The 13,675-nt window shown below is 67.4% G+C and carries 11 protein-coding genes; 6 read left to right on the top strand and 5 right to left on the bottom strand.

All coding sequences use genetic code 11. The features are described from left to right. Positions 1 to 38 precede the first annotated feature (38 nt). Complete coding sequence (locus ACZ4MF_RS17485; protein ID WP_467492855.1) at positions 39 to 1,169, top strand: catalase family protein; 1,131 nt, start codon at positions 39 to 41, stop codon at positions 1,167 to 1,169. 509 nt (positions 1,170 to 1,678) lie between these two features. On the opposite strand, the gene ACZ4MF_RS17480 is transcribed toward ACZ4MF_RS17485, so the two are convergent. The 4 genes from ACZ4MF_RS17480 to ACZ4MF_RS17465 all read right to left on the bottom strand — a co-directional run bounded on the left by ACZ4MF_RS17480 (position 1,679) and on the right by ACZ4MF_RS17465 (position 6,241). Beyond that, positions 1,679 to 2,209 carry a hypothetical protein gene (locus ACZ4MF_RS17480; protein WP_467492854.1) on the bottom strand — a complete coding sequence of 177 codons (531 nt, stop codon included), beginning with the start codon at positions 2,207 to 2,209 and terminating at the stop codon, positions 1,679 to 1,681. 85 nt (positions 2,210 to 2,294) lie between these two features. After that, positions 2,295 to 4,124, bottom strand: a complete 1,830-nt coding sequence (locus ACZ4MF_RS17475; RefSeq protein WP_467492853.1) for an alpha/beta hydrolase — start codon at positions 4,122 to 4,124, stop codon at positions 2,295 to 2,297. A gap of 9 nt (positions 4,125 to 4,133) precedes the next feature. Then, positions 4,134 to 4,574 carry a hypothetical protein gene (locus ACZ4MF_RS17470; protein WP_467492852.1) on the bottom strand — a complete coding sequence of 147 codons (441 nt, stop codon included), beginning with the start codon at positions 4,572 to 4,574 and terminating at the stop codon, positions 4,134 to 4,136. A gap of 1,205 nt (positions 4,575 to 5,779) precedes the next feature. Beyond that, positions 5,780 to 6,241 (bottom strand): DUF7144 family membrane protein, encoded by a 462-nt coding sequence (locus tag ACZ4MF_RS17465; RefSeq protein WP_467492851.1) that lies wholly within the window; start codon positions 6,239 to 6,241, stop codon positions 5,780 to 5,782. Positions 6,242 to 6,565: 324 nt separating this feature from the next. Between ACZ4MF_RS17465 and ACZ4MF_RS17460 the strand changes: the two genes are divergently transcribed. Together ACZ4MF_RS17460 and ACZ4MF_RS17455 are read left to right on the top strand one after the other, a co-directional pair. Beyond that, a complete protein-coding gene (locus tag ACZ4MF_RS17460) occupies positions 6,566 to 7,033 on the top strand; it encodes a DUF6083 domain-containing protein (protein WP_467492850.1) in 468 nt (155 codons plus the stop codon). 186 nt (positions 7,034 to 7,219) lie between these two features. Next, entirely contained in the window at positions 7,220 to 7,438 is a 219-nt protein-coding gene (locus ACZ4MF_RS17455) for a hypothetical protein (protein WP_467492849.1), read from the top strand. Positions 7,439 to 8,067: 629 nt separating this feature from the next. Here ACZ4MF_RS17455 and ACZ4MF_RS17450 read toward each other — a convergent pair. Further along, a complete protein-coding gene (locus tag ACZ4MF_RS17450; protein WP_467492848.1) occupies positions 8,068 to 8,754 on the bottom strand; it encodes a hypothetical protein in 687 nt (228 codons plus the stop codon). 333 nt (positions 8,755 to 9,087) lie between these two features. Between ACZ4MF_RS17450 and ACZ4MF_RS17445 the strand changes: the two genes are divergently transcribed. The 3 genes from ACZ4MF_RS17445 to ACZ4MF_RS17435 all read left to right on the top strand — a co-directional run bounded on the left by ACZ4MF_RS17445 (position 9,088) and on the right by ACZ4MF_RS17435 (position 13,513). Beyond that, the gene (locus ACZ4MF_RS17445) at positions 9,088 to 9,693 is read left to right on the top strand and encodes a hypothetical protein (RefSeq protein WP_467492847.1); all 606 of its coding nucleotides are present in this window, start codon (positions 9,088 to 9,090) and stop codon (positions 9,691 to 9,693) included. A gap of 201 nt (positions 9,694 to 9,894) precedes the next feature. Continuing rightward, a complete protein-coding gene (locus ACZ4MF_RS17440) occupies positions 9,895 to 12,447 on the top strand; it encodes an amino acid permease (protein ID WP_467492846.1) in 2,553 nt (850 codons plus the stop codon). Positions 12,448 to 12,646: 199 nt separating this feature from the next. After that, positions 12,647 to 13,513 (top strand): tyrosinase family protein, encoded by an 867-nt coding sequence (locus ACZ4MF_RS17435; RefSeq protein WP_467492845.1) that lies wholly within the window; start codon positions 12,647 to 12,649, stop codon positions 13,511 to 13,513. Positions 13,514 to 13,675: the final 162 nt, after the last annotated feature.

Genomic DNA, 13,675 nt, shown 5'->3' with positions numbered 1-13,675 from the left:
ACAGTTCCCACCACGGTCCGCGAGGAAGGTTCGACACCATGGCAGCACAGTTCGTCCGCTACACGCCTGACGTTGAAACCGACGATCCGGACTTCGACCGCAACCTGCAGACAGTGATCAGCAAGACTGAGAACTACATCGCCGACTCCGTCGAAGCCGGTGGCACCGGCCGGGCCCTGCGCGACGCCCATGCCAAGGGCTACGGGCTGGTCCGAGGGGAGGTGGAGATCCTGGACGGGCTACCCCCCGAGTACGCCCAAGGCATCTACGCGACTCCGGGAACCCACGACGCGCTCATCCGCTTCTCCAACGGCTCGCCTCACGCCGGAGCCGATGCACGACTGGGTGCCGCCACGGGACTGGCGCTGAAGATGTTCGACATCCCCGGCCCGACCCTGCTGGAAGACGAACCGGACACGGGCACCTTCGACTACGCCAACATCAACGGACCGATCTTCTTCTGCAACACGGTCGAGCACTACCTGTTCATCCAGGAACTGTTCCTGAATGCGCCGGCCTACTTCTCCCAGGGCCGACCCGGAGCACATCGCTTCTTCACCGAGTTCGTGACCGGAAAGGGGACCCTGGACCAGGACAACTGGGCATGGGACGAGTTCCTGGCCTTCCTGCGCCTGTCGAAGACCCCTCCGGCAAACGTACTGCTGTCGAGCTACTGGACGATGGGCGCTGTCCGGCACGGGGACTACATCGCCAAGGTACGCATCACCCCCGACCCGGACTGCGCCGCCGCGGTGATCCGGCGCGCCATCGATCCGACCTCGGCGGCGGAGGTCTTCCGACCGGCCCTGGAAGCCGAGCTGCAGGAGCGGCCCTACGCCTTCGACATCCAGGTCCAGCTCTGCACCGACCTGGCGCGCATGCCGGTGGAGGATACGACCGTGGAGTGGCCCGAACAGCTTTCGCCGGCCGTCACCGTGGCGAAGCTTCGGCTGCCGCAGCAGGACATCTCCGGCCCCGAGAACCTGGAGAAGATGGACTCACTGTCCTTCACGCCCTGGCGGGTCACTGCCGAACACGCGCCCCTGGGCAACATCATGCGGGCCCGCAAGGAGGTCTACCGGCACTCCTCCATCGCACGCCACAAACTCAACCAGCAGCCGCGCACAGAACCCCGCAGCGCCGACGAGGTGCTTGGTCCGCCCCAGTGAAGCCGACGTCGCCCTCAGCTCGGAGTGACATCAGATTGCGACGAGGAGGTCTGGACATGCGTCTTCGACAGTAGGTGCGTCGATCGGCGCGGCGCCTTGGCGCGGTGGTTGCACGTAGTTAGCCGCCCGGCCATGGACACGCAGATCCAGGTGGGGCCGACGGGGAAGAAGTTGCTGCCTTTGACGGTGGTCAACAAGTAGTTGATCGGGCCCTGTACGCCTCGGCAGGTACAGGGCCCCTGACGACGGAGAACCGGATCCTGCCGGTGATCTTCCGCGGAGGCCCTTGCGCAACAGCAAGGGAATGGTCAAGCTCCGCTACGTTGTGGAGCTGCCCTCCTCGCTCTCGCTCCCGCACCATTCCAAGCGCCTGGCCGTCCGATGGGAACGACGCCTCGACCTGCACAACGCCCTCATCTCACTCGCGTGCAGTCTCATGTGCTGGAGACGCCTCACGATGGCCCAATCGCGATCGTTTTCGAAATTTGAGGCGCTCGTACCAGCCGTGCTCAGAAGTGTTGGACCGTCTGACCGTCCGGGACCTTGTAGCAGCCGGACACGACGGTCAGGCTCAGCATCGGCGGGTTGTCCTTCAACATCTGAACGACGTTTACGCCGGCCTTCTTCTCGTCATTGTCGGCGGTCAGATTGATGTTCTTGTTCTTGCTGGTGTCCGGACCGTATTCGACGATCTTCCAGCCATGCTTCGGGAGTTCCGCCCTGAGATTCTTCATTGCCTTTTCGACGTCACTCGCCGAGGCTGGCCGCAAACTCCACGGGTGAAAGATCTGGAAGTATTTTTCCGGGTCCTTTCCTGGGCATTCCTGGACCCCTGTGGAACCGTCGGATGCTTTTCCCTTGACGCCGATCAAGTCGTATATGCCGCTGGATACCTTCAGTAGCGCATCAGAGGCATCCTTTGTGGTGCTCGTTCCGGCGGACTTGGTTTCATCGGAGTTCTGGTCAGACATACTGCATCCCGTGAGAGTGATGATTGCAAGGGGTGCGGCGAGCACAAGAGTGCTCAGCTTTTCCTTCATGGCAGGGAGCCTTATTCCGTCGGACTGGGATGTGGGTCGGTCATCGTCTCATTGCCTGCGTGCCAGCACCTCTATGTGGGCGTTCTTATTTTTCCCATACCGTGTGCGGTGTATACGGTCTGGTCGGCTCCGGCGCCATCTTCACGTCGTCGTATTTACCGACTACTACCAGGGCCTGGTTTTTCAGGCTCTCGGAGCCCGCATTCCAGTAACCGCTGTGCCCCTGGGTGTCCGTGGCCATCTGGTTGGCGCCGAACCCTGAATCGGCGGGAATTTCGCGCCCGAAACCTCCGCCATGGATCATGCGGCCGAGCTCTGGAACCGGGTCCCCGTCGGCGTACTCGTTCCACACATGCCCCTTCGGAACGTCCAGCTGATCGGCGCTGGAAACCTCCACACCGGGACTGCCCGCGAAGACGATGTCGTTGGCGTGGAGATCCCCGGTCTGGGCCGCGGCGCCCACGAGGCTCGATCCGTACGAGTGGCCGATCACGGTACGGTGCGCTGCCGCATCACCGGAATGTGATGCATCGAGTCCATCGAGGAATTTATCGAAAGCCGGTGCACCATCGTATGCGTAGTGGGTGAAAGTCGCGTCTTTTACGACGTCGTTAGGTGCGTCGTAGCCGAGCCAGGTGATTGTGGAGACGGATTTTCCATCAGATACAGTCTGGGCTGTCTGCCAGAGATTGGTCATCCGGTTGATGTTCCCCCCGATGCTGTCCAAATCTGATGTCGTACCCGGCACATAGACCGCCTGGTGATCCGCGGTGTCCGGGTTCCCGTTGGCGATGATCGCGCGACCGTCTCCCGCCGCGCTGAAGCCCAGCAGGTATGCCTCGGGTAGTTTGTTGGCACCCGTCGCGTCGAGACGGTCCTGTATCGCGTTCATGCCGTCAATCCCTTTGTGCATCTTCTCCCGTTCGGCTTCCCATTCCTCCCACGCCGGGAGTTCCTCCTTGCCCTGTTTCACCCCGGTGTGCATGTTGATATGGTCCTGGTACCGCGGGGGCTCAGGGTGATCCTTCAACCAGGCGTCGTATGTGACCTGTGCGACACCGTGCGCCTCGGAGAGCACTGTCCGGTTGGCCTCATCCCGAACCGTGGCGGGGAGTCCGTCGAGCGCGCCGACCGAGTCGGGACGCATGGAGATCCATGCGGCCTGCTGCTCCGGGCTGAGCCCCTTCCACCACTTCGCGTTGTCCGTCGGTTTGCCGTCCTTGGGCGGCTGGGGCAGCGAGTCGAGGTACTCCTTGCCCGCGTCGCGCACGCCGCTCGTGTCCGAGGACGCGTCGGCAAGGTCCTTGTCGGAGACGGTGAGATCGTCGTCCGCCGTCAGCGCCCGCAGCTTCGGCGCCCACTTCTCGTCGGACTCCGCCGCCTCCCTCAGGGCGCCGGCGATCTCATCCGCGTAGTCCAGTGCGAGGCGGTGGTTCGGGTTGGGGTCGAGCTCGGCGGACTGGCGGCTCACTGCCGTGATGACGCCCTCGAACAGGCCGCCCGCCGTACCACTGACCGTGCCGCCCCCGGGAACCTTTCCGTCCGTATCCTTCTCTCCGCCCGCCGGATAGGTGATCGAGCCGTCGGCGTTCACGGTGAGCTTCGCCGCCTGCGCGCCGTCGATGGCCGCTTGGAGCTTCTTCTTGGCCGCTTCGATCTCGTACGAGAACGCCTCGAGAGCCGTACTGACCAGTCCGCATTCGATCTGGGTGTAGTGGAAGTTCTTGCCCAGCTCCGACAATTGGCCGATCGCCGCGGTCGCGGCCTCGCTGTTGAGGGCCTTCCTCATGGCCGCGATGATCTCGTTGTCGATGCGGTCCTTCGCCGCGCCGGCCATGTCACTGGTGCTGCGGTATCCGTCGGCCGCGTCCCGAAACTCTTTGGGGTCTATCGCCTTCAGGGTTGCGAGGTCCATGACTTCTGGTTACCGCCCCTTGTCCTGGCCGCCGACCGCAGGCGTATCCGCGTAGTCCACCTTGAGGTTGCCGATCTCGGCCATGACGGACTCATCGGTCTTCAACAGGTCGTTGCCGACTTTTTCCAGCAGGTCCGAGAGCCTTGTGCAGCGTCCGCTCACAGCCTTGACGTAGCGGTCCCACGAGTCGTGGACTTCCTTCTGAGCCGCAGACGTCTGGCAGCCGGTCTCCACGACGAAGCCCTTCTGCCCGTCCGTCAGCTTTCCGAGCGCCGTGGTGATGGAGCCGCTGAGTGAGCCGACGGCTTGGCCTGCCTTGGACCAGGCCGGCTTGTTCGACACCAGAGTGCCGGATCCTCCCGGCTCCGACGGCACATGGTTCAACTGCATGTGAGCGCCGTGCCTGTTGGCCGCAGCTGTTTTGAGCTGCTCCCACTCGTCCCACGCCATGCGTGCTTCCTCCCCCGTGTCCGCAGTATCACAGTGCGGTGATCGACTCATACCGTAGCCGGAACGTGGCTTTACCGTATCGGCGTCAGACAGCACAGCGATTGAGTATTCGTACCCATGTTTGCGACGAGCGTGGCTGCATTGCGTGTCGGGCTCTCAGAGCTCGTAACACGATCTTGTGGGTGTGTACTGGTCGGCCGTGGCCAGTGCGGATGATCTCGACGTTCGCAGGGTGTGGGCAACCGGCCGTGGTCCGTGGATGACGACCTGGGGGTGCTGATCGAGCTGCTGCTGACGCCTTGGCCGCAGAAGGCGCCTGGCCCAAGCCGGTGGGCGAACGGCTGTGCCTGCAGGGCATCTTGTGCGCCCTCTACAACGACGTGAGCCGGTAGCTGCAGCGGCTGGAACAGGGGTCGGCTCCGATCAGACCTGTTGGCGTCGGCTGGGCCGGTGGCACGAGGCCGGTGTCTTCGACCAGTTGCACCGCCTCCTGCTAGCTGAACTGCACGCGGTCGACGAGTTGGGCTGGTTGCGGGCCTGCGTGAACGCCTCCAACATCCGAGCAAAAGGAAGGGGGGGGCGAGGCCACCGGTTCGTCGCCGGTCGACCGCGGTAAGAGGGGCAGCAAGCACCACCTGTCGGCTGGATTCTCGCCACGACGGTTGCCGCAGGGATCACACGCACCCTCAACGCAGGTCCGACGCCGGCTTCGAGCGGTCACGCGCACTGAGATGGGCGAGGCACTCGATCAGGTGGTTGAGGCGCTGGCGGGGGTGAGCGAGGAGGAGGTGGCTGCGGCGTTGGCTGCGGCCGGGGCTTCGAGCTCTCGTCCGTCGGCGCCGCCCGTGTCCTCCCGGACGCCGCTGCCGGGCCCTGGACGAGCTCCGCACATCGTCTCCGAGGTGGAGTGGGTCCGAGGTCCAATGGGAGGGGGCCCGTTGGTGTTCGGTGACTGGGGAGTCCGCGGCGGCGCTGTGGAGTGCCCATCGCAACCGGGTTGCAACTTGCTCTACGTCGTCAAGTGGGAGCCGAGCAGCGACGCGGTGAATCCTCACAGTCGTTCGTACAGTGGCGCAGCTCCACCTGGACGCCATGAACCACGCCTGCTCCACGGTGTGTGGGTCGACGGCGGACGGGATGGGAGCTGGGGAGCGTGGTGGGTTGCTGTGGGGCGCTGTGCTGCGGCGGAGGATGAAGTTCTGGGTTCACCGGCCGCCCCTGGTCTCGATATGGACCCTCGTCAGCGCAAACAGGATCAGGAGGTCAAGTGTCATCGCAGGGATGGCCCACAACGGGTAGTACGGAACGAACATGAACTGGGTGATCAGGCTGATCCCTGCCACGGCTACACCGGCCCCGCGCCCCCAGCTCTGGTCTGTCAGGACTCCCAGGCCGGTGATGACAAGTGCCACTCCGATCACAAGGTGAATCCAGCCCCAGGCGGTCAGGTCGAACCGGTAGGCGTACCGGGACGCGGAGAACAGGGTGTCCTGTGCGATGCCGGACGCGCCCATGAGAATGCTGAGGGGCCCGCTGAGCAGCATCATGGTCCCGGCGAACGAGGAAGCATCGTCGATCGTTTCGCCGCTGCCGGGCTTTCCGGGTCCTCTCCGTGTCCTGTCCGGCACCGTTGTCATGGCAGCACCCTTCCTGTACAGCGCGGTCACCGACGCACACTGCCCGTGCGAGGCCAGCCACGCTCCCCCTGACAGCATCACTGCAATCCTTCGACACCGCGACTGCAACCCTCGTCGTCATCACGGCATTGCCGGGGGTGCCGCGAAGGGTGCCCCCGTACCCCTGTTGAGGCGCGTGAGCGCCGATGGAGTCGCTGGTGGCTTGCGGCGTCGCCGGCGGCCCTATGGGGTGAGCCGTCCCCGGGCCGTGGGAGCTGGGGTAGATGTGGGTTGAGGTGGTTGGTTGCGTGATCGACAAATACGTCCGAATCGCGACCTACTGGAACCCGTTCAGATTCGCCCACACTCGAACGCATGGGGGCGATTCGGGATGGCGACCAGTCCGCATGCCTTCGCTGCGGGGAAGCCGGCGGCACCGTACGCGAGCGCGGCCGGATCAGCCTCATGGCGAGGTACTGCGAGAGGTGCTGGAACGTCCTCGCCAACGAGATGGCCGAAGCCGACGGAGCGACAGCCGCCCCCAGACCTGAACCCGACCCCGATGACGTGACCTGGATCGGGCCACCGGTTTGCGCGGAATGTGGCGGTTCGATTCGCCTGTACCCCACGACCTACGACCGATGGGTCAGTCTCGCCATGGTGGAGCTGCCCGCCAAAGACGTCCCAGAGGCCTACAGGTGGCGCTTGATGAGACTTCCGACCCGACCCCTCACCCCCGCCGATATCGTGGCCGTACGGGTCCGTGGAATCGATCCACTGCCGAGCGAACCCGTCGTGCCGGCTCACAGGATGATGTGCGTCCCCGAGTGGGGTGAGCCGTAGATCACCCCCAGCGGGCGGGAGGTCCGGCCCGTGCCCCTCGCGTGTCCGGTCGGGTAGCAAGCGGCGGGGAGCAGCGGGGAAACCGCAGGTCAGCGAAGTGTCAGCTCAGGCCCGGTCCGCATACGCGATCTTCCAAACCAGGGACTTCGGGTGATGGGCTGCCGCAGGTGACTGGCCCCAGGCGTCATGCAGCACCATGTGGTCGACCAGCGCGGACGGGCGGAAACCCCGTGGCCTGCGGCGAGGCGCCAGGGCTACATTCAGCGGCCACCCGGCCTTGAGGAGGAGAAGCCGGTCCGGCGCCGTCTGTGGAACCTGCCCGGCTTCGTGGTCACCCGCGGCGGTGAGTACTGCCTCGTGCCGGGACCGCGGGGCCTGCACCGGCTCGCCGAACCGGAGGGCTGAGAGCGATTCCTCCCCCTGGGACCCCTGACCGGCTCTCGAAGGACGCGAAAGCCACATCACCGACTCGGGCAAGGACGGCGGCACTGGCCAGGCCCTCCGCGATGCCCACGCCAAGGGCTATGGGCTGGTTCGAGGGCAGGTGGAGATCCTGGACGGGATTCCCCCGAGTGCACCCAAGGCATCTACGCCACCTTGGGAACCCACGACGCGCTCATCCGCTTCTCCAACGGCTCGCCCACGCCGGAGCCGACGCACGACTGGGCAGCGCCACCGGACCGGCGCTGAAGATGTTCGACATCCCCGGCCCTGTCGAGCTACTGGACGATGGGCGCTGTCGGACACGGGGACTGCATCGCCAAGGTGCGCATCACGCCGGACCCGCAGTCCGCCGCCGCGGTGGTCCGACGCGTCATCGACCCGACCTCCGCGCCGGAGCTCTTCCGTCCAGCCCTCAAAGCCGGGCTGCGGGAGCGGCCCCACACCCGCAAGGAAGGTCTACCGGCACTCGTCCGTCCTGCGGCACAAGCTCGGCCAGCAGCCGCGCACCGAGCCGCGCAGCGCCGCCGAGGCGCTGGGGCCGACGGGGGCGTGAGGCACCGACGTGGCGTGGGGATGCCGGGGCGCCGTGGTCAGTCGTCGGAGCGGCGCCGGCGGTGCCAGGCGGTGGCGAGCATTCCGAGGAGCATGAGCAGGCCGCCCGCCGCGATCAGGACGTGTTGTGTGCTGAGCAGGCCGGTGCTCCAGCCGGCGGCCGTTCCGTCCCGCGGTGCGGGGGCGTCCTTGCAGGGCGGGGTGGAGGAGTTGCCGCCGTGCGGGCGGTCGCGGTCTTCGCCGTCGTGGTCGTCGTGGTCGTTGCAGCGGGCTTCGGGGAAGGGGAAGGCGCGTTTGTGGTTGTCGTAGGTGTTCACGACGAAGAGCGGGTGCACTCTGAAGAATTCCTTGATGGCGAACGCGTACTGGCCGGTGGTGGTGGCGGAGTAGTTCACGTCCAGGAACTTTGCGACGGTGAAGCTGCTCCAGGGCTGCTCCGGTGACCAGGTCTTGGATTTCGGGGTTCCCTTGAGCACGAGGGCTTCCGGTCCGCGCCGGCCGTTGGTCAGGAACGCTCTGAGGGTCGGGGTGATGAGGACGACGCGGCGGCGGCTGTGGCAGTCGCGCCAGGGGTTGCGGTGGTCGTCGTCGCGGCCTCCTTCACGCACCCGCAGGGAGGCGGGCGGGTGCCGTAGGGGCGCGTGCGCGGCGGCGCCGACCGGTGGGGACGCGAGGGCGATGGCCACGCCCGCCAGTGGTGCTGTAACCCAGGGGCGATGGTTCATCCCGTGACCTCCGTGAGGGGCGGACGCAGGGGGTCACCTGCTGGCCTGAATGTCCGAATCCTGGAAGAACGTATAGAAATCGTCTCGCCCTATCGCGAACGTCTTCGGGAGCCGTACTGCTTGTCACTCAACCGGGTGCGGCGGCGAACCACGGTGGAAGCGGCCGGGGGTTCGCGACCTGGACGCCGGGCGCCGGTCAGCGGCGACGGGTTACCCGTTTGGGGCCAAGCCGTCACACCGGTGATTTATCTGAAATGCCGGTTGTCGGGGCTGTCGGTACGTTCGTCGCAGATCGGTCGCCCGGCCGACGTCCGCGCGACAGAGAGAAGTGACATGTCTCCGCGTACCTTTGCTGTGCTCGGCACCGGAGTGGGCGTGACCGTCCTCGTGGCCGCCGGCATCCCCTACGCCTCGGCCGACGGATCCGCCCCGACGCCCTCCGCCGTCCACCAGGCGGCCCGGCCCGCGCACCGAGCCGCTCCTGCCGTGGCTCCCGCTGCCCCCGCTGCCCCGGTGGGCGGCAGGAGCGCGGGCGGAGAGAAGGGGGAGGGCCGCGACGGCGGTGGACGCGACCACGGCCGTGACGAAGGCGGTCGCGGCCGTGAGCGAGGCGGAAGGATCTACTTCAACGAACGTACGTACTCCGCCTCCGCCGAGGGCTGCATCACCGCGACCGGCTCCAGCAGCTTCAGCGTCTTCAACGACAGCCGCAGGACCGTCGAGGTCTTCCGGGGCTTCACCTGCGACGGCGGTGCTCCGGTCACCACCGTGGGTCCCCACGGCGAGACCTTCGGCGAGGTGACCCGTACCGACCACGGGGGCGTCTTCGGTGCCGAGGGCGTGTTCGGCCGCGGGGGAGTCTTCGGCGACGGGGGCGTGTTCGGTGAGGACGGTGTCGTGGGCAGCTTCCGGGTGGTCGGTCATCACGGTGAGTGGTGACAGCCCGCCCGCATCGGACCCGTAGGACCCCCGTTGCGCCGTCCCTGAGCCCGGCGTCCGGCGGCACGGGTAGCTGTTGCGGAGGGGAGCCGCCCGGCGGTGCAATCAAGTGTGAGGCACTTCGGCGCCCCCGTGCCGGTCGACCGCCCCGCTCCCGGTACGGGGGCCGGCCGGAAGGGGCTCAAGAACGACGCCCTTGGCATGTTCTCTTCGGTGGCCATGGGTCTTGCCTCCACCGGCCCGGCGTACAGCCTGGCCGCCACGCTCGGCGTGATCGTGGCCGGGGTCGGACTGCAGGCTCCGATCGTCACGATGCTGGCGTTCATACCGATGCTGCTGGTCGCGTACGCCTTCCGGGAGCTCAACGCGAGCAACGCCGACTGCGGCACCACCTTCACCTGGGCCACCCGCGCCTTCGGACCGCGCCTCGGCTGGATGGGCGGCTGGGGCATCATCGTCGCCGACGTGATCGTCATGTCGAGCCTCGCCAAGATCGCCGCAGCCTACGGCTTCCGGCTGGTGGGCCTGGACGGACTGGCGGACAACCGGCTGTGGACCACCGTGGCGGGGGTCGTCTGGATCGCCGTACTGACCGCGATCTGCTACGTCGGCATCGAGTTCTCGGCGGCCGTCCAGCGCTGGCTGCTGTGCCTGGAAGTCGTGGTGCTGGCCGTCTTCGCCGTCGCCGCGCTGGTCAGGGTCTACGCCGCGCCGCCCGCGACGGCGATCCACGTCTCGGCCACCTGGTTCAACCCCTTCGAGGTGCCCTCGGCAAAGGCCCTGACCTCGGGCATCCTCGCGGGGGTCTTCATCTACTGGGGCTGGGACACCGCGTTCTCGGTCAACGAGGAGACCGTCGACAGCGCGCACATCCCCGGACGCGCCGCGGTCATGACCACCGTGCTGCTCCTGGTCATGTACGGGCTGGTGTCCACGTCGGCGCAGGCGTTCGCGGGAGTCGGCACCTCGGGCATCGGACTCGGCAACAGCCGCAACTCGGACGACGTGCTGTCCGGGCTGGGCGCGGCCGTGTTCGGACGTCACGGCACGGGACTGCTCCTGTCGAGGCTGCTGATCCTCATGGTGCTGACCTCCGCCCTCGCCTCCGCCGAGACCACCATCCTGCCCCTGGCCAGGACCGTCTTCTCCATGGCGGTCCACAAGGCGGTCCCCTCCCGGTTCGCCCGGATCCACCGCAGGTTCTTCACCCCGACCTGGGGCACCCTCGGCATGGGCGCGGTCTCGATCGCCCTGTTCGTGCTTTTGTCGTCGTTCAGCCGGAACGTCCTGGCCGACTCGATCGACTCGGTCGGTCTCGCGATCGCGTTCCAGTACGCGGTGACCGGCTTCGCCTGCCTCTGGCACCACCGCAAGGTCCTCGGCCGCAGCACCCGTGACCTGGTCTTCAAGGGCGTACTGCCGGGGCTCGGCGGGCTGATGATGGCCTTGCTGTTCCTGTACGCCGCGTTCGTCGTCTACGCGGACCCCGCGTACGGCACGACCGCCGTCGACCTGCCGCTGATCGGCAGGACGGGCGGGGTCACGGTCCTCGGCCTGGGGGCCCTGCTGGTCGGTGTCCTGCTGATGCCGGCGGTCACCCGTGGCTACGGCGTGGCCCTCAAACTCCAGCGGGGCCTGCTCCCGCGCCGTCTGCCGCGGCACGCCGCCGTCGGATCGGCGAGCCGCTACGTGCCCGCCGACAACAGGTCCGGGGTGGGTGGCGACTGGTACGACGTCATTCCCCTGTCGGGCACCCGGGTCGGCCTGGTCGTCGGGGACGTGCTCGGTCACGGCCTGGGCGCCGCGGCCACCATGGGCCGCCTGCGGACGGGGGTGCGCGTGCTGGCCCGGCTGGACCTGAGTCCGGACGAACTGCTGTCCCGCCTGACCGACCTGGTCGAGCAGACCGCGCACGACGCCGGGGCGGGCCGCCGGAGCCCGGGGCGCCGGATGCCGCACGTCGACGCGGCCCTGGGCGTGAGCTGCCTGTACGCGGTGTACGACCCCGTCTCGGGGAAGTGCGCCGTCGCGCGGGCCGGGGAACAGGTGGGGCTGGCGATCGTCCCACCGCGCACCGGCGTCGCCGGCTGTCCGGAACTGCCGCTCGGGCCGCCGCTGGGCATCGGCGGCCTGCCCTACCAGAGCACTGAACTGGACCTTGAACCAGGCAGCCTCCTCGTCCTCTTCACAGAGGGTCTCCTCCAGGCGGCCGACGGCCGTGACGCCGGGCTCGCCCAGCTGCGCCGCGTCCTGGCCGACGGCCGGGGATCCCTGGAGGAGCGGTGCGACAGGGTGGTGACCAGCCTGCTGCCCGGGCCCGTGGACGTGGACGCGACGCTCCTCATGGTCCGTACGCGCCTGCTCGACCGGAACCAGCACGCCGAATGGGCGGTGCTCCCGGAACCGGCGGCGGTGGCCACCATCCGCACCGCCGTCAGCAAGCAGCTCGGCGACTGGGGGCTGGGCGACCTGGCGTTCACCACGGAGCTCATCGTCAGTGAGCTGGTCACCAACGCCATCCGCTACGTCGGCGGTCCGATCCAGGTACGCGTGATCCGCGACCGGACCCTGATCTGCGAGGTCTCCGACACCGGCCACACCTCGCCCAATCTGCGGCACGCCGCGAGTGATGACGAGGGGGGCCGCGGCCTGTTCATCATCGCCCAGATGACCCACCACTGGGGCACGCGCTACACCTCCACCGGCAAGACGATCTGGACCGAGCAGGACCTGCAGCCGGGCGCCGCCCCCTGAACTCGTCCGCCGACTGTCGTGAGAAAAAGCAATTCTGAATGCCAATCGGAGAAGCGTGCTGCCCGCACTGCTCCGTCACCGGTCCGGCCGCACGGCGGTGACCTGGAGGATCGCCCGGCAGTTACCGCTTCGGCCGACGAACCGGACTGCCGCAGGGCCGACCACTGCCGCTCGGGGCCGGTGCACGAGGAGGGCGAGCATGGCGTACACCCGTAAGAACGTCAACAGGCTGACCCGGTCCGAGCGACGGCGGCTCGTGAGCGCTCTGCTGGAAATCAAACGCCGCGGTGAATACGACGAGTTCGTGCACATCCACATCACGCACAACTCGCCCGACGGCGAACACCATCTGCGTACCGCCCACATGACGCCCTCCTTCCTGCCCTGGCACCGCAAGCTCCTGCTGGAACTGGAGCGGGCGCTGCGCCGGGTGGACGAGTCGGTGACCGTGCCGTACTGGGACTGGACCCGTGACCGCACGGCGAACTCCCTCCCGTGGACCGACGACCTCCTCGGCGGCAACGGACGGCGTTCGGACCGGCAGGTGATGACCGGCCCGTTCGCCTACCGGGCGGGTCACTGGAGGCTCACCGAGCGCGTGACCGACGTGCAGTACCTCACCCGCGACCTCGGTCGCGCCCGCAGCCCGATCCAGCTGCCGACCGGCGACGAGCTCGAATTCGCGCTGGCCGACCCGGTCTACGACGTCCGGCCCTGGAACTCCACGGTCACCCGCGGCTTCCGCAACAAGCTGGAGGGATGGGGGAGAGGCCGGGGCAGCGTCTCCTGGCACAACCACAACCGGGTGCACCACTGGGTCGGCGGCGTGATGCTCGGCGCCGCCTCCCCCAACGACCCCGTCTTCTGGCTGCATCACGCCTTCATCGACCTGCAGTGGACCCGCTGGCAGCAACGGCACTCCGGCAGCGGGTACCTCCCCGTCGAGCCCCCGGGCGCGCGCGACATCGAGCGCGGCCGGGTCGTGGCCCGGGACCAGAGGCTGCCACCGTGGGACGTCACACCGGCCGCGCTGGAGGACATGAGCGGGATCTACCAGTACGAGTGAGGGGCGTTCCGGTGTCACGGGAACCGCCACGCGGGCAGAGTCCTTGGTGGCAAAGGCCGTTGAGGGGTCGCTTCTCCGTTCGAGACATCACACATCCCGCTGAAAAGCCGACGACACAGCGACCACCGCTCGCGTACGGCTCCCCCTTGATCAAGCTGGTGT

The sequence above is a fragment of the Streptomyces sp. NPDC025793 genome (genome assembly GCF_055558375.1).
The sequence above is the reverse complement of the archived record's forward strand: the minus strand, read 5'-3'. Positions and strand labels throughout refer to the sequence as shown.

Excerpts from the sequence above, each read along its gene's own strand:
- ACZ4MF_RS17485 (WP_467492855.1), top strand. The coding sequence starts at position 39 with ATGGCAGCACAGTTCGTCCGCTACACGCCTGACGTTGAAACCGACGAT.
- ACZ4MF_RS17480 (WP_467492854.1), bottom strand. The coding sequence starts at position 2,209 with ATGAAGGAAAAGCTGAGCACTCTTGTGCTCGCCGCACCCCTTGCAATC.
- ACZ4MF_RS17475 (WP_467492853.1), bottom strand. The coding sequence starts at position 4,124 with ATGGACCTCGCAACCCTGAAGGCGATAGACCCCAAAGAGTTTCGGGAC.
- ACZ4MF_RS17470 (WP_467492852.1), bottom strand. The coding sequence starts at position 4,574 with ATGGCGTGGGACGAGTGGGAGCAGCTCAAAACAGCTGCGGCCAACAGG.
- ACZ4MF_RS17460 (WP_467492850.1), top strand. The coding sequence starts at position 6,566 with ATGGGGGCGATTCGGGATGGCGACCAGTCCGCATGCCTTCGCTGCGGG.
- ACZ4MF_RS17455 (WP_467492849.1), top strand. The coding sequence starts at position 7,220 with ATGCAGCACCATGTGGTCGACCAGCGCGGACGGGCGGAAACCCCGTGG.
- ACZ4MF_RS17450 (WP_467492848.1), bottom strand. The coding sequence starts at position 8,754 with ATGAACCATCGCCCCTGGGTTACAGCACCACTGGCGGGCGTGGCCATC.
- ACZ4MF_RS17445 (WP_467492847.1), top strand. The coding sequence starts at position 9,088 with ATGTCTCCGCGTACCTTTGCTGTGCTCGGCACCGGAGTGGGCGTGACC.
- ACZ4MF_RS17440 (WP_467492846.1), top strand. The coding sequence starts at position 9,895 with ATGTTCTCTTCGGTGGCCATGGGTCTTGCCTCCACCGGCCCGGCGTAC.
- ACZ4MF_RS17435 (WP_467492845.1), top strand. The coding sequence starts at position 12,647 with ATGGCGTACACCCGTAAGAACGTCAACAGGCTGACCCGGTCCGAGCGA.